This is a genomic window from Sporosarcina sp. P26b, from assembly GCF_002743245.1.
Classification (GTDB): domain Bacteria; phylum Bacillota; class Bacilli; order Bacillales_A; family Planococcaceae; genus Sporosarcina; species Sporosarcina ureae_C.
In genome coordinates this window covers 1-22,627 of the sequence record NZ_PDYW01000001.1, presented here as the reverse complement: position 1 = coordinate 22,627, position 22,627 = coordinate 1, and the positions used below count along the sequence as shown (strand labels likewise).

At 42.3% G+C, this 22,627-nt stretch carries 25 protein-coding genes, 7 tRNA genes and 1 riboswitch; of the genes, 7 read left to right on the top strand and 25 right to left on the bottom strand.

The genetic code is table 11. The features are described from left to right. Positions 1-27: 27 nt before the first annotated feature. The 3 genes from CSV69_RS00150 to CSV69_RS00140 all read right to left on the bottom strand — a co-directional run bounded on the left by CSV69_RS00150 (position 28) and on the right by CSV69_RS00140 (position 2,405). Positions 28-1,191 (bottom strand): MFS transporter, encoded by a 1,164-nt coding sequence (locus tag CSV69_RS00150; protein WP_233192300.1) that lies wholly within the window; start codon positions 1,189-1,191, stop codon positions 28-30. 11 nt (positions 1,192-1,202) lie between these two features. Next, the gene (locus CSV69_RS00145) at positions 1,203-1,808 is read right to left on the bottom strand and encodes a TetR/AcrR family transcriptional regulator (protein WP_099692458.1); all 606 of its coding nucleotides are present in this window, start codon (positions 1,806-1,808) and stop codon (positions 1,203-1,205) included. Positions 1,809-2,171: 363 nt separating this feature from the next. Next, positions 2,172-2,405, bottom strand: a complete 234-nt coding sequence (locus tag CSV69_RS00140; RefSeq protein WP_085426750.1) for a YkuS family protein — start codon at positions 2,403-2,405, stop codon at positions 2,172-2,174. A gap of 197 nt (positions 2,406-2,602) precedes the next feature. Here CSV69_RS00140 and CSV69_RS00135 point away from each other — a divergent pair, with 197 nt between their 5' ends. Both CSV69_RS00135 and CSV69_RS00130 read left to right on the top strand, forming a co-directional pair. Beyond that, complete coding sequence (locus CSV69_RS00135) at positions 2,603-3,220, top strand: hypothetical protein (protein ID WP_099692457.1); 618 nt, start codon at positions 2,603-2,605, stop codon at positions 3,218-3,220. Beyond that, positions 3,189-3,998, top strand: a complete 810-nt coding sequence (locus tag CSV69_RS00130) for a DUF3891 family protein (RefSeq protein ID WP_085426752.1) — start codon at positions 3,189-3,191, stop codon at positions 3,996-3,998. Before CSV69_RS00135 ends, CSV69_RS00130 begins: the two co-directional genes overlap by 32 nt. Before the next feature lie 42 nt (positions 3,999-4,040). Here the strand turns inward: CSV69_RS00130 and metK are convergent, their stop codons facing one another. Further along, positions 4,041-5,252 (bottom strand): methionine adenosyltransferase, encoded by a 1,212-nt coding sequence (metK, locus tag CSV69_RS00125; RefSeq protein WP_085426753.1) that lies wholly within the window; start codon positions 5,250-5,252, stop codon positions 4,041-4,043. A 176-nt stretch (positions 5,253-5,428) separates the two neighbouring features. Next, positions 5,429-5,548, bottom strand: a riboswitch (SAM riboswitch). 175 nt (positions 5,549-5,723) lie between these two features. Between metK and pckA the strand changes: the two genes are divergently transcribed. Next, positions 5,724-7,316, top strand: coding sequence for a phosphoenolpyruvate carboxykinase (ATP) (pckA, locus tag CSV69_RS00120; RefSeq protein WP_085426754.1), 1,593 nt, complete (start codon positions 5,724-5,726; stop codon positions 7,314-7,316). 184 nt (positions 7,317-7,500) lie between these two features. Here the strand turns inward: pckA and CSV69_RS16740 are convergent, their stop codons facing one another. From CSV69_RS16740 to CSV69_RS00085, 9 genes are all read right to left on the bottom strand, one after another. Next, on the bottom strand, positions 7,501-7,671 hold the full coding sequence (locus tag CSV69_RS16740) for a hypothetical protein (protein ID WP_158232575.1): 171 nt from the start codon (positions 7,669-7,671) through the stop codon (positions 7,501-7,503). Beyond that, positions 7,665-7,835 (bottom strand): hypothetical protein, encoded by a 171-nt coding sequence (locus CSV69_RS16735; protein ID WP_158232574.1) that lies wholly within the window; start codon positions 7,833-7,835, stop codon positions 7,665-7,667. Before CSV69_RS16735 ends, CSV69_RS16740 begins: the two co-directional genes overlap by 7 nt. 83 nt (positions 7,836-7,918) lie before the next feature. Beyond that, complete coding sequence (locus CSV69_RS00115) at positions 7,919-8,179, bottom strand: hypothetical protein (RefSeq protein ID WP_085426756.1); 261 nt, start codon at positions 8,177-8,179, stop codon at positions 7,919-7,921. 14 nt (positions 8,180-8,193) lie between these two features. Beyond that, on the bottom strand, positions 8,194-8,994 hold the full coding sequence (locus CSV69_RS00110) for an alpha/beta hydrolase family protein (protein ID WP_099692456.1): 801 nt from the start codon (positions 8,992-8,994) through the stop codon (positions 8,194-8,196). Beyond that, positions 8,978-9,445: an NUDIX domain-containing protein gene (locus CSV69_RS00105; RefSeq protein WP_085426758.1), complete on the bottom strand. Its 468-nt coding sequence runs from the start codon at positions 9,443-9,445 to the stop codon at positions 8,978-8,980. Before CSV69_RS00105 ends, CSV69_RS00110 begins: the two co-directional genes overlap by 17 nt. A gap of 48 nt (positions 9,446-9,493) precedes the next feature. Further along, positions 9,494-9,808, bottom strand: coding sequence for a transposase (locus tag CSV69_RS00100; RefSeq protein ID WP_232319584.1), 315 nt, complete (start codon positions 9,806-9,808; stop codon positions 9,494-9,496). A gap of 101 nt (positions 9,809-9,909) precedes the next feature. Next, positions 9,910-11,238: an NAD-dependent malic enzyme gene (locus CSV69_RS00095; RefSeq protein ID WP_099692455.1), complete on the bottom strand. Its 1,329-nt coding sequence runs from the start codon at positions 11,236-11,238 to the stop codon at positions 9,910-9,912. Between the two features lie 111 nt (positions 11,239-11,349). Further along, entirely contained in the window at positions 11,350-11,529 is a 180-nt protein-coding gene (locus CSV69_RS00090; protein ID WP_029055127.1) for a putative motility protein, read from the bottom strand. Positions 11,530-11,594: 65 nt separating this feature from the next. Next, a complete protein-coding gene (locus CSV69_RS00085) occupies positions 11,595-12,044 on the bottom strand; it encodes a Dps family protein (protein WP_085426760.1) in 450 nt (149 codons plus the stop codon). 98 nt (positions 12,045-12,142) lie between these two features. On the opposite strand from CSV69_RS00085, the gene yidD reads away from it, so the two are divergent. Then, positions 12,143-12,385 carry a membrane protein insertion efficiency factor YidD gene (yidD, locus tag CSV69_RS00080; protein ID WP_085426761.1) on the top strand — a complete coding sequence of 81 codons (243 nt, stop codon included), beginning with the start codon at positions 12,143-12,145 and terminating at the stop codon, positions 12,383-12,385. A gap of 83 nt (positions 12,386-12,468) precedes the next feature. After that, the gene (locus CSV69_RS00075; protein WP_099692454.1) at positions 12,469-13,425 is read left to right on the top strand and encodes a metal ABC transporter solute-binding protein, Zn/Mn family; all 957 of its coding nucleotides are present in this window, start codon (positions 12,469-12,471) and stop codon (positions 13,423-13,425) included. A gap of 26 nt (positions 13,426-13,451) precedes the next feature. On the opposite strand, the gene CSV69_RS00070 is transcribed toward CSV69_RS00075, so the two are convergent. From CSV69_RS00070 to CSV69_RS00050, 5 genes are all read right to left on the bottom strand, one after another. Continuing rightward, positions 13,452-14,885: an o-succinylbenzoate--CoA ligase gene (locus tag CSV69_RS00070; protein ID WP_099692453.1), complete on the bottom strand. Its 1,434-nt coding sequence runs from the start codon at positions 14,883-14,885 to the stop codon at positions 13,452-13,454. Positions 14,886-14,954: 69 nt separating this feature from the next. Continuing rightward, a complete protein-coding gene (gene menB / locus CSV69_RS00065) occupies positions 14,955-15,773 on the bottom strand; it encodes a 1,4-dihydroxy-2-naphthoyl-CoA synthase (protein ID WP_085426764.1) in 819 nt (272 codons plus the stop codon). Between the two features lie 20 nt (positions 15,774-15,793). Then, complete coding sequence (gene menH, locus CSV69_RS00060) at positions 15,794-16,618, bottom strand: 2-succinyl-6-hydroxy-2,4-cyclohexadiene-1-carboxylate synthase (protein ID WP_233192299.1); 825 nt, start codon at positions 16,616-16,618, stop codon at positions 15,794-15,796. Continuing rightward, the gene (gene menD, locus CSV69_RS00055; protein WP_099692452.1) at positions 16,608-18,329 is read right to left on the bottom strand and encodes a 2-succinyl-5-enolpyruvyl-6-hydroxy-3-cyclohexene-1-carboxylic-acid synthase; all 1,722 of its coding nucleotides are present in this window, start codon (positions 18,327-18,329) and stop codon (positions 16,608-16,610) included. Before menD ends, menH begins: the two co-directional genes overlap by 11 nt. Continuing rightward, positions 18,322-19,698: an isochorismate synthase gene (locus CSV69_RS00050; protein WP_099692451.1), complete on the bottom strand. Its 1,377-nt coding sequence runs from the start codon at positions 19,696-19,698 to the stop codon at positions 18,322-18,324. The genes menD and CSV69_RS00050 overlap by 8 nt, the downstream gene beginning before the upstream one ends. Positions 19,699-19,935: 237 nt before the next feature. Here CSV69_RS00050 and CSV69_RS00045 point away from each other — a divergent pair, with 237 nt between their 5' ends. Then, a complete protein-coding gene (locus tag CSV69_RS00045; RefSeq protein ID WP_085426767.1) occupies positions 19,936-20,847 on the top strand; it encodes a 1,4-dihydroxy-2-naphthoate polyprenyltransferase in 912 nt (303 codons plus the stop codon). Positions 20,848-20,995: 148 nt separating this feature from the next. After that, entirely contained in the window at positions 20,996-21,745 is a 750-nt protein-coding gene (locus CSV69_RS00040; protein ID WP_233192298.1) for a TraR/DksA C4-type zinc finger protein, read from the top strand. A 255-nt stretch (positions 21,746-22,000) separates the two neighbouring features. Here CSV69_RS00040 and CSV69_RS00035 read toward each other — a convergent pair. The 7 genes from CSV69_RS00035 to CSV69_RS00005 all read right to left on the bottom strand — a co-directional run bounded on the left by CSV69_RS00035 (position 22,001) and on the right by CSV69_RS00005 (position 22,590). Beyond that, positions 22,001-22,072, bottom strand: a tRNA-Glu gene (locus CSV69_RS00035). A gap of 8 nt (positions 22,073-22,080) precedes the next feature. Then, positions 22,081-22,171 (bottom strand) — tRNA-Ser (locus tag CSV69_RS00030). A 7-nt stretch (positions 22,172-22,178) separates the two neighbouring features. Then, a tRNA-Asn gene (locus CSV69_RS00025) sits at positions 22,179-22,253 on the bottom strand. A 1-nt stretch (position 22,254) separates the two neighbouring features. Further along, positions 22,255-22,331 (bottom strand) — tRNA-Ile (locus CSV69_RS00020). A gap of 4 nt (positions 22,332-22,335) precedes the next feature. Further along, positions 22,336-22,409 (bottom strand) — tRNA-Gly (locus tag CSV69_RS00015). A 5-nt stretch (positions 22,410-22,414) separates the two neighbouring features. Beyond that, a tRNA-Phe gene (locus CSV69_RS00010) sits at positions 22,415-22,490 on the bottom strand. A gap of 24 nt (positions 22,491-22,514) precedes the next feature. Further along, positions 22,515-22,590, bottom strand: a tRNA-Asp gene (locus CSV69_RS00005). Positions 22,591-22,627 lie beyond the last annotated feature (37 nt).

Below are 22,627 nucleotides of genomic sequence, written 5' to 3'. Positions count from 1 at the left end.
GTCCAATTGGGCACGTCTCATTTTTATTTACGCTTCTATCGTTGAAACTTTAGATTTTCTTAAAATCTTATACAGAATGATGAGTAAAACCGAAATCCCTAGCGCAATTCCTATCACGGAATATTGGAAACGAATTGGCGGGAAGCCTGCTAATTTAGCAATTCCGTCCAATATTAAAGGCGAACTGAACTGACCGATAAAAATGGAACTCGATACTATCGCAATCACACGGTCACTATGAAGTGGATTGACCAAACTTAATGCTTTAACGTTAATCATAGGGAACAAAATTCCTTGTCCAAAACCAATTACGCATGTACAAGCTAAAATGAGTGGGACAGAATGACTTAAAGCCAAACCAGTGAATGCAATCCCCATTAAGAATATACTGATTGGCATGATATAAGATTTCAAGATATCTTGTAGCTGAATCAACGTCAGGCTAGTAATCATCCCCCCTACAGTTGTAAAAGAAATCACTGTTCCTGCCAATGCTGAGCCACCTATATTGCTTTGCTCCAAGTAGAGTGCCATATTCGTGGCAACCGAATAGTAAACTAGCATAATACCTGCGGAAGCAGCTGCATAGCCAAAAACAGTTAGCGGCATTTTCCGTTTCTCTACACTCTTATCTTGTTTGAGCGGTGTGTCTTTCGGCAAGAATATAAAGACCAGAATTAAAATCACGACACCCATTAAATACACATTAAACGGAGCTCTCCAACTGATAGCCGCTAAGTAACCTGCTAGCATCATAGTGATGATCCCACCGAAGTTACTGAATGCAGAATTATAACCCATCATCTTCACTTGTTCACGGCCTCTAAAATGATCACTAATTAACGTAATCCCAAGCGGCATGACTAAGCCGACACCAGCTCCTAGCACAAATCGAAAGGCTAGTAGCATTTCAATCGTATTGGTAAACTGTGCGCCTACCCCTGCCAAGACATAAATGAATAAGCCGATTAAAGCAACTGTACGTTTCGGTATCCTTGACGTTAACCAACTAGAGATGTATGTAAATGGAATGATCAATAACGAAGGTGCCGTTAATATTAACTTGATAATTACGGGGCTGGCTTCTGGGAAGTTTGCGGCAATCAATCCAAGGGCAGGAGATATAGCGGCTCCTGCCATTACTGTTGCCATCGAGATAGAAATGATTGTTGGTTTCAACATGCGGTTCATTGGTCATCCCCCTACTCTGGATGACGTTTTAGTTGGCGTAATACTTTTTCGGCTGACACTTTAATAGGTGAAATCTTGCGAGCATTTGTTAATAATAAGCCATGTACTAATGATAAATGATACACAGCTAATTCTTCTGCATCTCCTTCAATAAACTCCTCAGAAATTTGTCCTTTAATAATAATATGTTTAATTCTTTCGACCATGAATCGATATTTTTCCACAATTTCTTCTTTCACTTCTTGTGTTAAATAATCAGAATACAAAGCTTGCATGATCAGGATATGGCGGTGTACTCCATCACGTAATGAGCCAGAGTGAGTTGCTTCAGTGAGCCATTCCAATTGTTTTAAAGGACTGTCATGTTTTTCCTCTGCTTTATCAACTATATGGACGAATTCAGTTAATAACTCGAGAATCACTGTGACGTACAGGTCTTCTTTTGATTTGAAGTAGTGGTAAAACAAGCCATGACTTTGTTCGGCCTTGTTTGTAATTTCACTAATTTTTGTTGCAGCGTATCCTTTCGTACCAAATAATTCAATCGCGGCTTCTTTTAGTTGTTGCTGTCGATTATCGCGTAGCTCTTTAAATTTTTCACTTGTTCGAGAAGACATAAGGTTTTTTCAACTCACTTCTTTTTATTGATTGACTGACGAGTCAACGCCGAACAGCTTACTGTTCCTATGGGGTCTTGTCAACTAATAATAATTAAAGTGATACCACGGTATCATGAATAAACAGCATAGGTATGCACTTATAGTGGGTTTTCTTTATTTACTTTGCAAAAAAATGAAGAACATGAGACTGGGACATAACTAGGAAATAGTCCGCTCCGGTACACTCCTATATCTTAAAAGTTACTTTTATAAATATGTAGTCAAAAAAATGCACGAAGGAAAAGAATAATCCTTCATGCATTTTTTGGGGTTTAGTCCCAGCCACTTGTTCTCAAGTCCTAAAATAGATGTATTCAATTATTAACGATGTAATCTTTTTTCAACATCTTCTACAATGTCTTGTACGGAGTTGCCTTCAACGCTTACCACGGGGAAGTCGAATTGGTCGATGTTGACATCGCTCAAGGCACGTACTACGCCCATATCATAGCCGCTTACATGTTCATCACTTGCGAACATCTTCACTTCATGTCCTTTTTCCTCTAATGCTTGTTTAATGTCTTCAAATGGTACTTCTACCGCTATTTTCGCCATATCCTATTCCTCCTCCGAATACTACATGTATTCGATTAATGTTTTATATTTTCCCGCTCTTACATAAATCAAACATGACTTATTATGGCATGTTTATAAAACAGTAATACCAAAACGATTGATTTCGCGGAAAATGGGTATTTTACTGTTAGAGCTATTGAATCATTAGAAGAACTTATAGAAGGAGTCGACACGATATGTTCGGTTTAGCGGATCTCCTTAGCTTGGTCATTTCAAGTTTTATCATTCTACCTGCCGTTACGTTTATAAGGGAAGCTGGTTATTTTATAATTAGTGGTCTATTCGGTGTGAAAAATGCCAGACTCACTATTGGATCTGGACCCAGGCTTTTTAAATTTGGTGTTTTAGATATACGAAAATATTATCATGTAAATAGCTGGTTTTCTTTTGATTCAGTAAAGAGAAAAAGTAATTTCGCGTATATATGTATATATGCTGGGCCGATTTTGATTAACGTGATCGTGGCAGTCATAATAAATGCGCTGATTGCAAATGGCTTTCTTGAAGAGTCTAAAACATTTTGGAGCCGTTTTATATTCTACGCCTTCTATTTCGTTTTATTTGACTCCATTCCAATGAAAACCGTAAATGGTAAACCGAATAACGGTATGATTATTTATGAACTTGTACGATATGGCAAACGCATCGATTTCAATGAAGAGCCCCTGATTGTCGGGACAACAGAAGCAGAAGAAATGTATCAGGAAGAAATGGAGAAAATTGAAAAAGTAAAGGAAGAAATTAAAGAAGAGATCATAAAAAATGATAGCGTCCCTCCTGACAAGAAAGGATGAGTTGATGATTGTACGTGAACACGAGAAAACATTTAGCTTTGTGCAACAACATCATCATGGACACCTAGCCGGTGAATTAATGAAACACTGGAAAAAGGATATGTTTCCTGAAGATCAATGGCGTCATTCCGTATTGACTGCCATTCGTAACCACGACATCGGCTGGGCTCCTTTTGATAAACAGCCTTTTTGGAATGATGCGAAGTCGGTACCTTTTCGATTCACTGACTTCCCACTTCTCCCTAAAACAGTACTTTATCGTCAAGGAATCGATGATGTAGAAAAGATTGACCACTATGCAGCTATGCTTTGTAGTCTTCATTATGAACAGTTTATACAGAGTAATAACGAAAAAGAAGCTAAGCTATTTATCGAGGGAGAACAGAATCGTCGTGAACGATTGTATAAAGAAATCGAGGATTTTGATAAGGAATTATTTGAAAAGCATTTTGCCTTGCTTCAGCTTGGAGATAACTTTTCTTTATATTGTTGTGTGAATGATCCAGGTGTCGCCAAAGCGAATGAACATATATTCTTTCGCGACGGCATTCCTTCAACAGGCATTTTCCCTGCATTACCGATAGGACGAATTGGGATCTATTTTGCAGATCAGCACACTATTAAGGTGGAAAATTATCCATTTAGCTATTCATTTGACGTTGAAGTAAAGCAAAAGACTGTTTTGAAAAAAGACATTGAGGATCAAGGATTGCTAGTAGCTTATGAAGAGGCAGATTATGAATTGATTCCTTTTCATATTACGCCGGCAAATAAATAAAAAATGCAGAAAGAGGAAATGTTTTCCCCTTTCTGCACTCCATTATTGCTTTACACGTACTTTACTAGCAAGTTCTTTCAACGCTTCCACTTTATCCGTCTGCTCCCATGGCAATTCGATATCCGTGCGGCCAAAGTGACCGTACGCTGCTGTTTGTTTGTAGATTGGACGACGTAGGTCGAGCATTTTAATAATGCCTGCCGGACGAAGGTCAAACAATTCACGTACGAACTCCACTAATTGTGTTTCGGATAGTTTACCTGTGTCGAATGTGTTGATCGAGATAGAAACTGGGCTTGCTACACCAATCGCATATGCCAACTGGACCTCACAGTGCTCAGCTAGTCCAGCTGCCACGATGTTCTTAGCTACGTAACGAGCTGCATAAGAAGCGGAACGATCCACTTTTGTAGCATCTTTACCTGAGAACGCTCCCCCACCATGTCGTGCATAACCACCGTACGTATCAACGATGATTTTACGTCCAGTTAGACCGGAGTCTCCTTGAGGACCACCAACGACGAAGCTGCCGGTAGGGTTAATGAAGTATTTCGTATGCTCGTCCAACAAGTTTTTGGGAACGACTGCATCGATGACTACTTCTTTAATATCTTTCTCGATTTGTTTGAGTGTAGCTTCAGGATGATGTTGTGTGGAAATAACAATCGTGTCAATTCGCACTGGATTATTATCCTGATCATACTCTACTGTTACTTGTGTTTTGCCATCAGGACGCAAATAAGGAATTAGTTCTTCCTTACGTGCTTCTGCTAAACGTCGTGCCAATTTATGAGAAAGACTAATTGGTAAAGGCATAAGTTCCGGTGTTTCATTACATGCATATCCGAACATTAAACCTTGGTCACCTGCTCCGATGTCATCTATGTCTTCATCTGTCATAGACCCTTCACGCGCTTCAAGTGCCACGTTGACACTAGCAGCAATTTCAGGTGATTGCTCATCAATAGATGTAAGTACAGCAGATGTTTCGTAATCAAAGCCGTATTTCGCACGAACATATCCAATTTCCTTTACAGTATCGCGAACTACTTTTGGAATATCCACGTACGTTGTCGTAGTGATTTCTCCCATTACTAATACGAGTCCAGTCGTGATACTCGTTTCACATGCCACACGCGCATTTGGATCCTCGGTTAGGATCGCATCTAAAATTGCGTCTGAAATTTGGTCGCACATCTTGTCTGGATGGCCTTCTGTAACTGATTCTGATGTAAACAGTCGACGGTTTGTCATTTTGTTTCCCCCTATATTAAGCATCATGATACGGTACTCTCATAAGTCCCTGGTAAAGTTCCACGCCTAGACGTCAAGCATATACCATAAGGATTCAGGGCTAGACAATATAAAAAGCCCTTCACTCACATTCAATCCATGAGTAAAAGGCAAAATTTCACGCGCAGCACCTTTCACTCTTATCGTCCAAGGAATTAAACCTTGCTTCAGGTTTGGCACCTTCGCGCTAGACTACTGTCTATTGCAGGTTGCCGGGTTTCACAGGGCCTGTACCCTCCACCAACTCGGGATAAGAGTATCCGTTCATGTCACATCTTATTAAAAAGTTTGGATTTTGTCAATTTTTTTATTCTAAATCACTTGAGTTTTCCATTAGTATAGATTAATATTCTTAATGTGTTATACTATTTACGAATTAGGATATTCTTATCAAGATAAATAAATCGACTACGCAAAGGACGGTATGTAAATATGATATCTGCAAAAATTGATGATAGTTTAAAAAGTCTTCTTAGTGGAAGCAACGTGACGATCCAAGCGTCTGTAGCAGAATTAACGGAAAAAGCAGCAGCAAGAGGCGAAGCTAAACTTTCAGCAGACGGCGCAATTACTGCACGTACAGGCAAGTACACAGGACGCTCACCTAAGGACAAATTCATCGTTGAAGATGCAGTGTCTAAGGATAAAGTAGATTGGGGTAGCACGAACAGCCCAATTTCAGAAGAGATCTTTGATTCATTATACACGAAAGTCATTGATCATTTGAAGGAAAAAGACGAGCTCTTCGTTTTTAAAGGATTTGCAGGCGCGGATAAAGACTCCCAGTTGTCTATCCAAGTAATCAATGAATTAGCTTGGCAGAACCTATTCGTTCACCAGCTATTCATCCGTCCAACAGAAGAAGAATTACAAGCACACGAATCGCAATTCACAATTTTGGCTGCCCCTTCATTCAAAGCGGATCCAAAAGTGGATGGCACTAATTCGGAAACTTTCATCATCGTATCACTCGAGAAACGAATTGTTTTGATTGGTGGAACAGAGTACGCAGGAGAAATGAAAAAATCTATTTTCTCTGTTATGAACTTCTTGCTACCTGAACAAGGTATTCTTTCTATGCACTGTTCAGCAAACGTAGGTGAAGAAGGCGACGTTGCTTTGTTCTTCGGACTTTCTGGAACAGGTAAAACTACTCTTTCAGCAGATGCTAACCGTAAACTAATCGGAGACGATGAGCATGGCTGGTCTGATAACGGCGTATTTAACATTGAAGGTGGATGTTACGCAAAATGTATCAATCTTTCTGCAGAAAAAGAACCTGAAATTTTCGGAGCAATCCGTTTCGGTGCAGTTTTAGAAAACGTTGTATTGGATGAAGTAACGCGCATTCCAGATTATGATGATAAATCATTGACAGAAAACACACGTGCCGCTTACCCTATCGAAAATATCGATAACATCGTGACACCGTCTGTTGCTGGTCATCCTAAGAATATTATCTTCCTAACTGCCGACGCTTCCGGAGTATTGCCTCCGATCTCGATCCTTACAAAAGAACAGGCAATGTACCACTTCTTGAGCGGTTTCACTTCCAAGCTTGCTGGAACTGAGCGTGGAATTACTGCTCCTGAACCAACATTCTCTACTTGCTTCGGCTCACCATTCTTACCACTTCCTGCTGCAACATACGCAGAGATGCTTGGCAAGAAGATCGATGAGCACGGCTCAAAAGTATTCCTTGTGAATACAGGTTGGACTGGCGGAATCTACGGTGTAGGTTCACGTATGAACTTAGGCTATACACGTTCAATGGTACGCGCTGCAATCGCTGGTAAATTAGATAATGTAGAAACAAAGAAGAACGAAATCTTCGGATTGAATATGCCGCTTGAAATCGAAGGTGTACCGAGTAATGTTCTACACCCTCGTTATGCTTGGGAAGATCCGAACGAATACGATAAAGAAGCAAATCGCTTAGCTGATGCTTTCCGTGAGAACTTCAAGAAGTTCAGCCACGTTTCAGAGGACATCGCAATTAAAGGTGGACCACCTGTTATTAAGTAATGATAGCTGAAAGAGGCTGACCCAGAATTCTGGGTCAGCCTCTTTTTTGGTTTTTAATTTGACGAGCATTGTAAGTGGGGCGATGGATGGCTTCCGCCTGCGTTAGATGATGTGTAGGGCAGTTCAGATAGTTGTTTTTCGAATGCGCGGATTATTTGTTCATACAAGTAAGTAGGATACGATGTTAGGTAGCTGTTTTGCGAACCCTTACTCTTCCTTGTTTTATGCAAAAGTAGTGATTTGACTGGCAAAGTAAGTGGGGGCGGTCATTGGCCCCACTTCGGCGGTGGTGGATGGCTTCCTCAATGAGCCAGACAGGAAGTGCACCTGGCTGTCTCATTACTCCGCCTACCACGTGCAGCCGCCTTCGTTAGATAATGTGTAGGGCGGTTCGGATTCTTCTTTTGCAAGAATAGGAATTAGTACTACCCAGTCACTGGTTTTATCTACTATAAACCACAACCTAACTTGGTTCTCACTTAGTAGCGCAGGCACAACTGCGGGGTCGGCCGTGGCCATGAGACAGCTAGCAGCCCCACCGCTAGTTGGCTCATGGCTGGAGGCAATCCCCCACGTGCCTATGCGGGTTCAAAGCATGACCCTCACCACTTTCCATGCATAAACCAATGTCGAGCAACGATCCTCTGATCTTCATCATTTATAAACCACAACCTGACTTGGTAAGTACTCAGTAGCGCAGGCACAACTGCGGGGTAGGCCGTGGCCATGAGACAGCTAGCAGCTCCACCGCTAGTTGGCTCATGGCTGGAGGCAATCCCCCACGTGCCTGTGCGGGTACAAAGCATGACCTTCGCTACTTTCCATGCACAAGCCAATGTCGAGCAACGACCATAAAAAACCATCTACCAAGTTTGACCTATCCCCTTCTCTGCCGCTTCATCCAATCCACTGCATCTTTCACAAGCCGCCGATTCATTTCAGGTGGAATATAATGCGTGTAGCCTTCCAAATACCAAGTTTCAAACTCTTTATTCGCCTCACTCAAAGCATTCTCGAGCAATAACGCCTGTTCAAATGAAACATTTGTATCCAGCGTCCCATGAATAATTAGCGTCGGTATATCGATGTCTTGTACACGGAATAAAGCTGTACGCTCACGATACGCATCGGGTTGATTATTTGGAGTACCACCGATGACACGCTTCATCATGCGGCGCATATCCTGTCGCTCTTTGTATGTGAAGACTACGTCTGAGACGCCTGCCCATGCTACCGCGGACGTTAGGTCTTCACGTATAATAGCAGTCCAGAGCGCCATAATACCGCCTCTTGAAAAGGAAAATAGATGAATTCGATCTGAGTTGACACTACTTTGTTGTTTCAGCACATCAACTCCCACCACTGCGTCATTGCGGTCTTCGCCTGCAAATTCATCCTTCCCTTCACCGCCACGATTGCCGCGGTAATAAGGAGCGAACACCACAAGACCATGGGACGCAAATTGTGCAATACGAGCCGGTCTAACCATCCCGACATGTTGAATGCCGCCACGTAAATAAAGCAAACCGTCATAGCGGCCTTCCGCTCTTGGTGTAGCTAACAGGCCTTTTACTAGCAAACCGTCAGAACTATAGGTAATTTCCTCCAATTTGACGTGTGGGTTTGGGGAAGGATAATCTCTTCTTCGAATGATTTTCCCATTAGTTTGTTCGACCATTCGCTTCCACCCACTTTCTCAGTTCACTCATTCCACGATCCTTCATATGAAAACTAAGTTCTGTACAAGCGTCCAACTCAGCGTCTGTCATCCAAACCGCGCCTTCCGTTTCCATTAACGTAAAGTTCTTTTCTATATGCGTAATATCCCCTGTGAAAACAGCTTTGCAAAAAGGTGGATCGGTAAAGACGACGTACTCAGCAAATGAATGCACATTTTCTATAGTGACTCCTGTTTCTTCCATTGTTTCCCGAATTGCCGCTTGTTCAATGGTCTCTCCCCATTCTGCTTTTCCACCTGGGAATTCAATGCCGCGTATTCTATGTTTAGTCAATAACCAACGCTCGTTGTGCTTAATGAGAACGAGCACATGGCGAGATTCAATTTGATGTGAGTTCGGTCCAAACGTCAATTCGACATTGGCTCCCTGTAAATCTTCAAATTTCAGCATTATGGATCACGTCCTTTCCTCTAGTGTAGCGGAAAGGTAAGTGAAGATTCAACGAAATAGAGGCAGTTGCTCGATAAAACGTTTGGACTCATCGTCTGTGTATTCATGGATCAATGCAAAGACCTTCTTTAAGCGCAAATCCACCCTATCATTGTCTTTGTCATAGTGATATGGAATATACGGTAAATGGGATCGGAGAAAGTTTTGGAATTCTAATTGTTCCATTTGAGAAAATAGTTTTTCAAATACAGGATATACTTCTTTTGTCACTTCTACTTTATATTCCCACGTTGAAGAGTGAGGATCCGCGTGAACTAATTTGTGATTCAGTGATATATACATTGGATATCTTTCTTCTGTCATAATCATCCTACTTTCTTTTTAACGTAGCATGGCTCGTTACGAAGAAAATATTCTTCATAAAAAAAAACCTATTAACGGCATCTCGTCAATAGGTCTTCGTATTATATTTCTTGATCTTGCTCTTCATATACTACTTTTTCAACCGCTAACGCCACGTTAATGTGTACGTTAGGATCTAAAGGATGTGGTACTAAATCGTCTCGTTTTGTGCTATCGACAATCGCCAGAGCTGCGGCAATAAGCATTGGATATGTAATGGACTTGGCATTCGCGTTTAATGCGCCACGGAAGATACCCGGGAAGCCAAGAACATTATTCACTAGACGACCATCGGCTGCATAAGCCGCGCCTGCTTCCAATGCGACATCCGGAGCAATTTCCGCGTTTGGATTGGATAAAGCCAAAATAATTTGACCTTTACGAACCATTTCAGGCTTGATCAAGTTAGCTACACCTGTTGTGGCAATGATCAGGTCACAAGTCTCCATAATTTCCTCCATCGAATCGACAACAGTACCGCCGTGCTCTGCTAACATTTCTTTAGCGTGAGGGTTTGGATCCGTTCCCTTCATTTCCTCTACACCATATGCCATAAACATACGACTGATGGCTAAACCTGCCGCGCCTAGTCCAATTTGTCCAACCGAAGAATTAGCTAAATCTGCACCGACATGTTTACAGGCAGTGAGTGCTGCTGCTAATGCTACGACTGCTGTGCCATGCTGGTCATCATGCATAACCGGAATCGGCAATTCTTTTTTCAGACGTTCTTCGATTTCAAAGCAATGTGGAGAACCTATGTCTTCTAATAAAATTGCACCGAAGCCTTGATGGATATGTTTGACCGTAGCTACTACTTCATCCGGATCACTCGTATCAAGTAATATCGGAATACCGCTAATGCCAACGAATTGATCAAATAATACGGCCTTTCCTTCCATGACAGGCATACCTGCTACTGGACCAATATCTCCGAGTCCCAAAATGGCTGTACCATCTGTCACGATTGCTACGGAATTTGAAATGCCTGTGAAATAATTGGCTTGTTCAGGATCTTCGTGAATCGTTTTACATACGCTAGCCACACCCGGTGTGTACACTCTGCGTAAATCAGCAAGAGAACGGATTTGATGTGTGGCTTTCATATGAATTTTACCGCCCTCATGCATTTGCAGTACATCATCTGTAATCGCCTGAACTTTAATGCCATGTTTCAAATTATCTATTGCTTCGACAATTTCCTCTAAATGTTCTTTATCATTACATAATAGTGCGATTTCTCTGATTGTAGAAATCGTACCAACTTTAATCGTTTGAATGTCACCGATATCTCCATTTAACTGTCCAATTGCCATCGTCACCTTACCCAAATTACCAGGTTTGGAAGGTGTTTCGATAATTAAATTACGTAGAAATTGGCCTTGAGCCATATTTAATCTACCTCCTACTATGTCTTGTTTTTTCATATAGTTTAACACTCTTTTTGATTGCATCCGTTAAAAAACACACATCTCTAATCATACGAGATGTGTGTTTTCCAATCAAGCCTTGATATCAATTGAAGCGCCCTTTGTGGGGTGCGCGACAGGCTGATTTTCGAGACCATTCAACATATCATTCATAGCAGAAGTTTCCATTGAAAGGGCCTTGTTCATGACGCTCATTTGAACGGTTGATTGCAAGCTTCTCAACTGGCTGGACATAATTGAATTGATATCCATAACGTTCAACTCCTTTCTGGTGTTCACTTCTTACTATCGGTTAATTTTTTGTTGAATAAAGAGTTTTATTCGTTTGTTTCGCCAAGGAACGCATTCAACATCCACTGATGCTTTTCTACGCTCTGATAAATTGCGTTCAACATATCTTCTGTCATATCATCAGAATCTTTGGCTGCCAAATCCATCCCTTTTTTCAATGATTTCATTGTTTTATCGAAATCATCTACTAGTGTCTGTACCATTTCATTCGCTTTTTCTGTGCCTTTTGCTTCGTCGATAACAGATTCAGTCAAATGTTGTGATAGTGTTGCAGTCGGTTCGCCACCCAAAGTTAGCACACGCTCTGCGATTTCATCCATATGCGCTGTTGCTTCGTTATATAATTCTTCAAACTTTGCGTGTAATGTGAAGAATTGATTTCCTTTTACATACCAGTGGTAGTTATGAAGTTTCGCATACAACACCGACCAAGTAGATACTTGTTTGTTTAGTTCTTGAATTAATTCTTTAGACATAAAAAAAAACACTCCTCTTAAATTGTATTATGCTTCTCTCTTTTAATTTACCACATCTATAGGTAAACTAAACCTTATTACGTCAGAAGGTGATGGATATGCTAAAGAAAGTATTTATACAATTGATCCGATTCTATCAAAAGTTCATTTCTCCCTTATCACCACCCTCTTGCCGATTTCATCCGACTTGTTCACATTACGGGGTAGAAGCAATTGAAACACACGGAGCACTGAAAGGTAGTTGGCTTGCAGTCATGCGGATTTTAAAATGTCATCCTTTTCATAAAGGTGGATTCGATCCGGTACCTCCCAAAAAAACGAATAAAAACAAGCAGTACTAGGTTGCAAACATATATCATATCTTGTATGATGAGAAAATAATCTAAATAGTAATCATTCCGATTACGTCACGGAGGCTTTTCTAATGAAAAATCGTTTGCTGTTGCTAGGCGCTGCTTTACTACTCGTTTTAAGTGGTTGTACCAATAAGGCATCGACCGAACCGGATGATTCGTCATCCGATCAATTACTCGTCTATACGACAGTCTACCCATTGCAATACTTCACTGAACGTATTGGTGGAGAGTATGTTGACGTGAAATCTATCTATCCGCCTGGGACAGATGAGCATGTGTTTGAACCTACACAGAAAGATATGATGGCGTTGGCAAAAGGAGATTTATTCTTCTATATCGGACTTGGACTCGAAGGTTTTGTGCAAAAGACGGAGAAGACGTTGCAGAATGAAGATGTGCAGTTCGTTCCAATCGCCGACTATATTGATCCCGAGGAATTAGAAGAGGGGCATTCTCACGAGCATGGAGAAGAAGATCATGACGAGCATGGGCATGAGGATACCGTTGATCCTCATGTTTGGATATCTCCTTATCTCAGCACGAAACTTGCAGAGAAAATCACGCAAGAGTTGTCCGATGAATTACCTGAACATGCAGAGGCATTCAAGAAAAATTTTGATGTGTTATATGATGAATTAGAAGAATTGGATCGTGGATTTAAGACTATGGCTGATGCGTCACCAAACAAAACATTCTTTGTGTCCCATGCGGCGTTTGGCTACTTGGCAGATGCTTACGGGTTACAGCAGCTTGCAGTATCTGGTCTTGATTCACAGAATGAACCTTCACAAAAAGAATTAGCTTCACTTGTAAAAGAAGCAAAAGAACAAGACATCCAGTATATTTTATTTGAACAAAACGTCAGCTCAAAATTGGCTGAAGTCATCAAAAAAGAACTGGATGCCGAAGCGTTAACTTTGCATAATTTGAGTGTACTTACTGAAGAAGACATACAAAAAGAAGAAACGTACTTCACTCTCATGGAACAAAATTTGGAAGTACTGAAAAAAGCATTAGGCAACTAACAGTGGATGAAAACTCCACTGTTTTTTTATAACCATTTTTTCAATTCGAAGCGCATTAATTTATTTGATGCGTTACGTGGCAGTTGCTCTACAAATCGAAATTCTTTTGGAAGTTTATAACGTGCTAAACGTTTCGAACAGAATTCTACTAGTTCTTCCTCAGTAACTGAACCGACGAGAAATGCGACGGGTACTTGCCCCCACTCCATATCTTCTTTACCACATACGCCCGCTTCCTTTATAGCAGGATGCGCTAGCAACACATTTTCAATTTCGGCAGGATAAATATTCTCTCCACCCGAAATAATGAGATCAGCACGTCGATCGACAATGAATAAATAGCCTTCCTCGTCAAGATAGCCAGCATCCCCTGTAACGAGCCAACCATCCTCGGTCAGCGCATTGCGTGTATGTTGGCTTCCAATGTAGCCTGGCGTCACGTGAGGACCTTTTATGAGCACTTCTCCTACTTCTCTCGGTTGAACGGTATCTTTAATGGCAACTTGATTGAAAAATAACGGTTTCCCCGCTGAACCTAGCTTTCGCGCCGCATCCGCTTTTCCAAGAGTCGTCGTTTGCGAACACGTTTCGGTCATGCCATACGTCTGAAGTATCGGTAATCCACACGCTGCCGCGCGATTCAAATAATCCAGTGGTACCGGTCCTCCTCCAACGAGCATAGTACGAAATAGCGGATGTGCTTTACTATCAGTCGCTTCCATGACACGAACAATTTGATCCAACGTCAGCGCAACGACGGACATCGCTGTTACACGTCCTGCCATGATTTGTGTAGCAGCTTCTTTCGCATCAAATTTTTCGTACAAGCGCATTTCCATTCCATAAATCACTGAGCGAATGACGATCGATAGTCCACTTATGTGGAATAGTGGCATCATGCAAAGCCATGAATCTTTATCGGTCAATCCGAGATTCAGCGCTGAAGCGAGCGCGCTTGACGTATGATTACCTGCTGTTTGTCGAACCCCTTTAGGAACCCCTGTAGTGCCTGAAGTATACATAATCGATAGCGTCTGATCTTCAGTCCACTGTTTCAGTAAAGTGAACTCTTTTCGTTCAGTCTTTCGAACCGCAGAATAGAATACGCTTTTGATGTCATCCAATTCCGGAAGTGAGGTTATTTTATCATCAACAAGCACAAGTGTTGCCTCGGAATCACGTACTTGCCAGCGTAATTCCTGTTCTGTCAGCCGATTATTCAGACAGACGACTTCCACACTTAATAACCAGCATGCATGGATAAAGAGGACTGTTTGTTCATTGGACTGGCTGAGTAGCGCCACCCTATTCTCAGGTTGTACTCCAAGATGATGAAGTTGTTGTGCGATTTCAAGAGATTGTTCATATAATTCACGGTATGACCAATTTCCTTCTTTAGTAACAAGAGCGGATGCGTCTGGTGTCAATTTAGCTCGTTGCATAAGCCAATTAGGAATCATCAAGTGAAACTCCTCCAATTAAAAATGACGTAATGAAAAAGCTGCCCAATTTAGGCAGCTTTCATTTGTTTAAGGGAAACGTGGGAATTGATCGAAGTCTGGCTTACGCTTTTCTTTAAATGCGTCGCGTCCTTCTTTCGCTTCATCCGTCGTATAATAAAGCAATGTTGCATCCCCAGCTAATTGCTGTAGACCAGCCAAGCCATCTGTATCTGCATTCATTGCTGCTTTCAAGAAGCGAAGTGCAGTAGGACTCTTGCCGAGCATTTCTTCACACCATTGAACAGTCTCGTCTTCAAGCTGCTCATACGGAACAACTGTGTTGACTAAGCCCATGTCGAGTGCTTCCTGTGCGTCGTATTGACGGCATAGGTACCAAATTTCACGTGCTTTTTTATGCCCAACAATACGTGCGAGGTATCCTGAACCATATCCTGCGTCGAACGAGCCTACAGTAGGTCCTGTTTGTCCAAAACGTGCATTGTCTGCAGCAATCGTTAAGTCACACACTACATGTAACACGTGACCGCCACCAATTGCATATCCGGCAACCATTGCGACAACAGGCTTTGGAATAACGCGAATCAAGCGTTGAAGATCTAAAACGTTTAAGCGTGGAATTTCGTCATCTCCAACATATCCACCGTGACCGCGAACAGATTGATCGCCTCCTGAACAGAAAGCTTTCTCCCCTTCACCAGTTAACACGATAACTCCAATTCGCTGATCATCTCTTGCGCGTGAAAATGCATCGATCATTTCCATAACTGTTTTCGGACGGAATGCGTTGCGCACTTCCGGACGATTGATCGTGATTTTTGCGATACCATTGTACATTTCGTACTTGATATCATCATATGTACGAAGCGTTTCCCATTGACGGGTCATAATAAATTCCTCCTCGATTTTTACACTGTTTTCAGATAGCTCTTTATCATTGTAGCAAATTGTTGAGGTTTTTCCACGTGAATTGCATGCCCCGCATCTTTTATCGTTTCATGCTGCGCATTTGGCAAGCTTTTCATCATGTCCTGCGCAATCATTTCAAATTTCTCGTCTTCACTGCCCGTAAGCAATAATACAGGAAGTGAAAGTTGCTCTAGCGCCTGCCAGTATGAAGGCTGACTCCCCGTTCCAATCCCTCGTAAACTGTTTGCTAAACCAATTGGCCGTTGATTGAGGCGTTCATTACGCACTGCTTGTTGCTGTGAGTCAGACAATTTCTTTTGTGAATGAAACAGCGGAATCTCCTGCCAAAAGTTGACGAATTCAATCATTCCTTGCTGTTCTATCCTCTCCGCAAGCTTAGCATCTGCTGTGCGTCGTGCAAGTTGTTGTTCAGACGTACGCAAGCCTGGTGAACTGCTCTCAAGTACTAAACTTTTCACTTTGTCAGGGTAGGTTGTCGTATAGCCTAGCGCGACACGCCCTCCCATCGAATAACCAAGTAGAATGGGATTGGTTATTTCAAGCTTCTGCAAGACTTCATTCAAATCTTCAATTTGCTCTTCCATCCTATAGCGGTTCATCTTTTCAGGCGCTTCCGTTTTACCATGACCGATTAAATCGACTGCGACTACATAATAATCCACCGCAAGCTCTTCAATCGTTTGCTGCCAAGTAGCGGTCGAACCTGTAAAACCATGCAATAAAACAATTGCTGGCAACTGTTCCTCCCCGAACTTTGCAATATGCGTATCAATACCTCTGATCGTCAACATTTTAGTTGTCAATGCGTTCCACCCTCTTCGCAATTTCCCGCCATACGGAGCGATGAGCTTCTACATTGTCTGCACGCACTGTTGCTACTTCAATAATTCGTAAATTAGCCGTTTTAGCTGCTTGCATCGCTTGTTCAAATGCTCGTGTCGTATCTACTGCATCGTATTGTGCTTCATACATCGCTGCGACATGATTAAACGTCATATTAGTTGGAGTTCCGAATAATTGTTCATAATGCTGTTCAATTGACGCTTGCGGCAAATAGGAGAAAATCCCGCCACCATTGTTATTAATTAAAACAATCGTCAAATCAGTTTGCTGTAACCGGGAAATAATCAATCCGTTCATGTCATGTAAAAACGCTAAATCACCAATCAATAAATAGGTTTTGCGTTGACGGCCTTCCTGAATTCCAAGAGCAGTCGAGACAACTCCGTCAATTCCATTTGCTCCTCTATTGCAGAACAACGAAAAATCACGGTTCGTCTTTTTGAAATGCGTATCCAAGTCCCGAATCGGCATGCTGCTACTGCAGACTACATCAGAGCCATCCGGTAAATTGGCAATAAATTGACGAACGAAGTGACCTTCATCTTGATTGAAATGTTGATCTTCATTCATTACGTCTGCGGAAATTTGATTGGCTCTAGTCCATTGTTTCGTATATTCTGTTCGCTCGCGTGGTACAGATACTTGCTGCCAAATACTCGCTGCACTCACTTGCAAGTGGTGAGTAGTCAGACCAATCGGATCACGATAATTTGGTGAATCATCCACTACGATATACGTTTTAGGACAAGTCTTCTTCAAAAACAAAAGTAATGGCTTAGAAATGGGCTGCGGACCAAATCGTATGACACAATCAGGTCGCACGTTTTCAGCAAACATTTCACTTTTTAGCAAGGCATCGTACTGATCGATACAAAGATCATCACAATCTGTCGGTACTTGTGAGCGTAGATTGGATAACGGATCACATAATACTGGCCATTGAAGTGCTCTAGCGAACTGCCAGAAACGTTCTTTATCTAGAGTCGTCGGTTGCTCACCCATTACAATTATGCCTTTTTTCGCTTGCACAATGGCCGATTCTAGTACAGTTTTCATTTCTTCCGTTACAGCGAGATCCCCTACTAACTGTTGCTGGAATCGGCTAACAGGCGCTGTGGCTTCCAAGTCAATGAGCAATGGCTCACGAAACGGCACATTCAAATGCACAGGCCCTTGAGGTGCAGTTTTGGCAATGGATAGAAGTCTAACTGCACGTTGTTCCATGTACCGTAAAATGTCTTCTCTGTTTTCAGGCACAGGGAAGTCGACACTATCTTTGACGTGCTCTCCAAACATGCGAATTTGATCAATCGCCTGTGGTGCACCGACTTCACGTAATTCATGCGGACGATCCGCCGTGATGACGATCAACGGCAGTCTTGCATAAAACGCTTCTGTCACAGCAGGATGATAGTTCGATGCTGCTGTTCCTGACGTACATAGCAAAACAACAGGTTGCCCAGTCGCTTTCACTAATCCAAGTGCATAAAAAGCTGCAGAACGCTCATCGGTATGCATATACGTCTGCATATTTGTAGAGTTCGTAAACGCATACGCAAGCGGTGTTGATCTGGAGCCTGGACTAATAACCGCCTTGGTTGCTCCTTGTCGTATAAGCGTATCCGTTAAGCGAAGCACATAACTCGTTAATCCTGTCTGGTGATCATTCATGTAAACGGCCTCCGAGCGCGCGTAACACAGGACGGAATTTCACCCATGTTTCCGCATATTCTTCAGTCGGTGTAGAATCGGCTACTATACCACCGCCAGCATACAAATATGCATCATTGCCAGTTAACAATCCAGAACGAATTGCCACCGCAAATTCTCCATTACCTGCGGAATCCGTCCAACCAATCGGTCCAGCATAAAAGCCACGGTCCATCTGCTCTTCTTCACGAATAATTTCAAGCGCTTTCTGACGTGGAACTCCCCCAAGCGCAGGTGTCGGATGAAGTGCTTCGACTAGACGGAATATATCCATGTCCTTTGCAAGTTCCCCTTCAACCGGTGTGAATAAATGTTGGATGTCCCGCACCTTTAGAAGTTTAGGCGTTTTACTAACTTGAAGGGATGTACAGAACTCCGAGAACACTTGCGTAATCATATCGACTACATATTGATGTTCTTCACGGTTTTTCTTATCACGTAATAATACTTCTCCGAGCTGCTGATCTTCTTGAGACGTTTTTCCACGTTCAATTGAGCCAGCTACACATGCAGAATACGCATGTCCATTTGATATTTCGACTAAACGCTCAGGTGTCGCACCAAAGAACATCTCATCACCAATTTGCAGTCCGAAATGATAACTAGCCGATTGTTCATTCGTAATGGTATGCAATGCAGCGGCCTTTTGAAATTCTTCTTCAAACGTTAATTTGATTTTACGTGCAATAACGACTTTTTCCGCTTCTTGTTCTTTAATATGCGATGTTACTTGTTCAACTGCATCCATATAGCGATCCGTTGCTAGCTCAGTCTGCTTGATCACATCAGGCTTTCCTTGGAACGTGAATTCATCTATTTGTGCAATATGGATCAGCCGATCACGTTCTTGACGCAATGCTTCAAAATCAGCCGCCGCTTGCGGTTCTTCCGTAATATAATTAATGGATACATACGTTTTCCCTTTTTCAATTTTCAGTTGGAATAGAGGGACAGTAAAATAAGCGGCTGGGAACGCACTCCACTCATCATCTTGACGCGTATGAGGATCAAAAGAAAATCCGCCAAATAACACGGGATCGATATCTTTCTCTTCTTTAATTAATCCCTCACACAGTGCTGCCCACTGTAAAGAAATCGATTGAAAACGATCTAGCTCCGCTGTTAATACCGTTGCTTGACCTAATCCGACAAGTTTTACTGTCTTGTCCGCATTCTGCCAGAAGAAACGATGCTCACCATAATGTGAAAGACCTGCTTCAAAAAAAGCAAGTGGACTTAGTGTTTCCACTTCTATTGTTTCCGTAAAAAAACGAGAATCAGCGCCTGTTGCCGGAACCGTCCTCATTCGATCGGTCAATTTCCGATTCATCCCACTCTCTCCTTATCATCGTACAAAATATTTTTCGTCAATTTACGTTCAGGCATACTTTCACCGAACGATAAGTACCTCTATTCTAGCACATTGGACGCTTTACTTAATATATAATGTCTCGCTGTATGGGAGACGATACGACAATTATCTTCAACTATTGTTTCATATAACCTAACTGCTGATTTTTGTTGTATACTATCAGATGATGACTACACATATAAGGAGAGATTACCCGTGCAACACACAATAGAAACCGATACCGGCTGGCGAGTTTGGTGGCAACTCACACGCCCCCACACATTGACTGCCGCTTTTGCGCCTGTCTTTTTAGGCACCATGATTGCGCTACAATACGGACCACTTCATTTTCCGTTATTTCTAGCGATGCTTGTAGCCAGTTTATTTTTGCAGATGGCTACGAATATGTTTAATGAATACTACGATTTCAAACGTGGACTTGATGATGAACATTCAATCGGGATTGGCGGCACGATTGTCAGAAACGGCGTACAGCCGAAGACCGTGTTAAATTTAGCGCTCATGCTCTACGGGCTATCCGTTGTTCTCGGCATTTACATTTGCATGGAAACTTCATGGTGGCTTGCCGCAGTAGGTTCCGTTGCTATGTTGATCGGCTACTTTTATACTGGCGGCCCCTATCCTATTGCTTATACTCCATTCGGTGAACTCGTTTCAGGATTCGTAATGGGTATGTTGTTGATCTTGATTGCGTTCTACATTCAAACAGGAACCGTTACAGGTAATGCTATATTACTTTCCGTACCAAGCATGCTACTAGTCGGTGCGATCATGCTGGCTAATAACATACGTGATATCGTACAAGATACCAAGGGTGGTAGAAAAACTATGGCCATCCTAACAGGTCGAAATAACGCAGTGACCATCTTGGCTATATTTTTCATCGTATCGTATGTATGGATCATTGCGCTTGTATTGACTGGCCACGTATCTGCTTGGGCATTACTTGTGCTATTAAGCATCCCGAAACCTTTGCACGCTGTGAAGACATTCCGCAAGTATGAACAACCCCTTCAAGTCATGCCAGCTATGAAAGATACAGGCGTGACCAATACGCTGTTTGGACTACTTCTTGGGATTGGCATTCTTATAGCTCACTTCATCTGAATAAACTGTATCAAAAACGTCTACACTTAAAAAGGTAGGCGTTTTTTTGTTGGAAAGGTTTACCCTTCCTTGTAAACAGGGAAAGACTGAAGTAAGAAAGCTTTCTCAGATTTCATTTTTCAATAAAGAAAGCAATATAGAAAGGGTCGTGACTACATTGTTAACTACTAAACAAATAGAAACACTAAAAAAGGAACTACGTGCTATGGAAGACCGTCTAACGGAAACAGAAAAAGAGACGGAGATTGTAAATAATGCGCAGGACGATGTAGGTGAACTATCCATGTATGATAATCACCCTGCTGACATGGGAACCGAATTATACGAACGTGAAAAAGATATGGCACTTAACACGCACGCAGAAGGCGAACTGGAGAAAGTCCAGAACGCACTACAGGCTATCGAGGACGGCACGTACGGTACATGTGAAGTATGTGGTAAGGAAATACAACATGAGCGCTTAGAAGCAATCCCGTACACTACTGTGTGCATTGAAGATGCACAAAAAGATATACCGACTGATCGACCCGTTGAAGATGATTTACTAATCATGGCGGAACCCAATACATTTGCTGCCCGTAGAGAAGGTGACGCAATAGATTACGAAGACAGCTTCCAGGAAATTGCCGAGTCCGGAACATCTGATACCCCTTCTGACTTTATTGGAAGTAAAAACCGTGATTATGACGATCTGTATGATGACGAAAATGAAGAAGGTGTAGAAGAATACGAAGAGTTTGCAGTCTCCGACATTACGGGTGAACCAGCCGGTATTGTTCGAAATGAAGAAGCAGTAGAATATGAAGAAGAATTAGATGAGGAAGGAATTGAATCACCATTGGGCGACATTCCTTACAAAAAAGGTGACAGCTACATCGATGCAGAGAAAGATAAGTAATATTTAAAAAGTATGTACTATGAGCGGTAATCATAGTACATACTTTTTTGCTACGTTCATTCATTGAGTTAACTCACTGGACTTGATACGTTGTAGATTGCGTAGCATACACTATACGGATGAAAGTCCAATTCTTTGTAGCAAGCAGCACATTCTACAATGTGATAAATCCCTATACATATACTTACTAATGTATTCTTTTAAAATGAATATAGAAAAAAGGTATTGCACGTTTGTGCAATACCTTTTTATGTATGACCCCTACGGGATTCGAACCCGTGATACCGCCGTGAAAGGGCGGTGTCTTAACCGCTTGACCAAGGGGCCAAAAATTATGGCGGAGAAGGAGGGATTCGAACCCTCGCACCGCTTTCGCGATCTACACCCTTAGCAGGGGCGCCTCTTGAGCCACTTGAGTACTTCCCCATAAAAATGGCTCCGCAGGTAAGACTCGAACTTACGACCGATCGGTTAACAGCCGATTGCTCTACCACTGAGCTACTGCGGAATGGTGGGCCTAAGTGGACTCGAACCACCGACCTCACGCTTATCAGGCGTGCGCTCTAACCAGCTGAGCTATAGGCCCCTATTGGAGCGGGTGGGGAGAATCGAACTCCCATCATCAGCTTGGAAGGCTGAGGTTTTACCACTAAACTACACCCGCATTCATGGTGGCTCAGGACGGAATCGAACCGCCGACACAAGGATTTTCAGTCCTTTGCTCTACCGACTGAGCTACTGAGCCACATTGCTTACTTTTAAATAAAAATGGCGGTCCCGACCGGGATCGAACCGGCGATCTCCTGCGTGACAGGCAGGCATGTTAACCGCTACACCACGGGACCATTGGTTGCGGGGACAGGATTTGAACCTGTGACCTTT

Excerpts from the sequence above, each read along its gene's own strand:
- pckA (WP_085426754.1), top strand. The coding sequence starts at position 5,724 with ATGATATCTGCAAAAATTGATGATAGTTTAAAAAGTCTTCTTAGTGGA.
- CSV69_RS00050 (WP_099692451.1), bottom strand. The coding sequence starts at position 19,698 with ATGAATCGGAAATTGACCGATCGAATGAGGACGGTTCCGGCAACAGGC.
- menB (WP_085426764.1), bottom strand. The coding sequence starts at position 15,773 with ATGACCCGTCAATGGGAAACGCTTCGTACATATGATGATATCAAGTAC.
- CSV69_RS00085 (WP_085426760.1), bottom strand. The coding sequence starts at position 12,044 with ATGTCTAAAGAATTAATTCAAGAACTAAACAAACAAGTATCTACTTGG.
- CSV69_RS00100 (WP_232319584.1), bottom strand. The coding sequence starts at position 9,808 with ATGACAGAAGAAAGATATCCAATGTATATATCACTGAATCACAAATTA.
- CSV69_RS16735 (WP_158232574.1), bottom strand. The coding sequence starts at position 7,835 with ATGGCCACGGCCGACCCCGCAGTTGTGCCTGCGCTACTAAGTGAGAAC.
- yidD (WP_085426761.1), top strand. The coding sequence starts at position 12,143 with ATGCTAAAGAAAGTATTTATACAATTGATCCGATTCTATCAAAAGTTC.
- CSV69_RS00145 (WP_099692458.1), bottom strand. The coding sequence starts at position 1,808 with ATGTCTTCTCGAACAAGTGAAAAATTTAAAGAGCTACGCGATAATCGA.
- CSV69_RS00090 (WP_029055127.1), bottom strand. The coding sequence starts at position 11,529 with ATGGATATCAATTCAATTATGTCCAGCCAGTTGAGAAGCTTGCAATCA.
- CSV69_RS00095 (WP_099692455.1), bottom strand. The coding sequence starts at position 11,238 with ATGGCTCAAGGCCAATTTCTACGTAATTTAATTATCGAAACACCTTCC.
- CSV69_RS00105 (WP_085426758.1), bottom strand. The coding sequence starts at position 9,445 with ATGCTGAAATTTGAAGATTTACAGGGAGCCAATGTCGAATTGACGTTT.
- menD (WP_099692452.1), bottom strand. The coding sequence starts at position 18,329 with ATGAATGATCACCAGACAGGATTAACGAGTTATGTGCTTCGCTTAACG.
- CSV69_RS00130 (WP_085426752.1), top strand. The coding sequence starts at position 3,189 with ATGATAGCGTCCCTCCTGACAAGAAAGGATGAGTTGATGATTGTACGT.
- metK (WP_085426753.1), bottom strand. The coding sequence starts at position 5,252 with ATGACAAACCGTCGACTGTTTACATCAGAATCAGTTACAGAAGGCCAT.
- CSV69_RS00110 (WP_099692456.1), bottom strand. The coding sequence starts at position 8,994 with ATGGTCGAACAAACTAATGGGAAAATCATTCGAAGAAGAGATTATCCT.
- CSV69_RS00115 (WP_085426756.1), bottom strand. The coding sequence starts at position 8,179 with ATGGTTTTTTATGGTCGTTGCTCGACATTGGCTTGTGCATGGAAAGTA.
- CSV69_RS00135 (WP_099692457.1), top strand. The coding sequence starts at position 2,603 with ATGTTCGGTTTAGCGGATCTCCTTAGCTTGGTCATTTCAAGTTTTATC.
- CSV69_RS00070 (WP_099692453.1), bottom strand. The coding sequence starts at position 14,885 with ATGATTCCTAATTGGCTTATGCAACGAGCTAAATTGACACCAGACGCA.
- CSV69_RS00075 (WP_099692454.1), top strand. The coding sequence starts at position 12,469 with ATGAAAAATCGTTTGCTGTTGCTAGGCGCTGCTTTACTACTCGTTTTA.
- CSV69_RS00150 (WP_233192300.1), bottom strand. The coding sequence starts at position 1,191 with ATGAACCGCATGTTGAAACCAACAATCATTTCTATCTCGATGGCAACA.
- CSV69_RS00140 (WP_085426750.1), bottom strand. The coding sequence starts at position 2,405 with ATGGCGAAAATAGCGGTAGAAGTACCATTTGAAGACATTAAACAAGCA.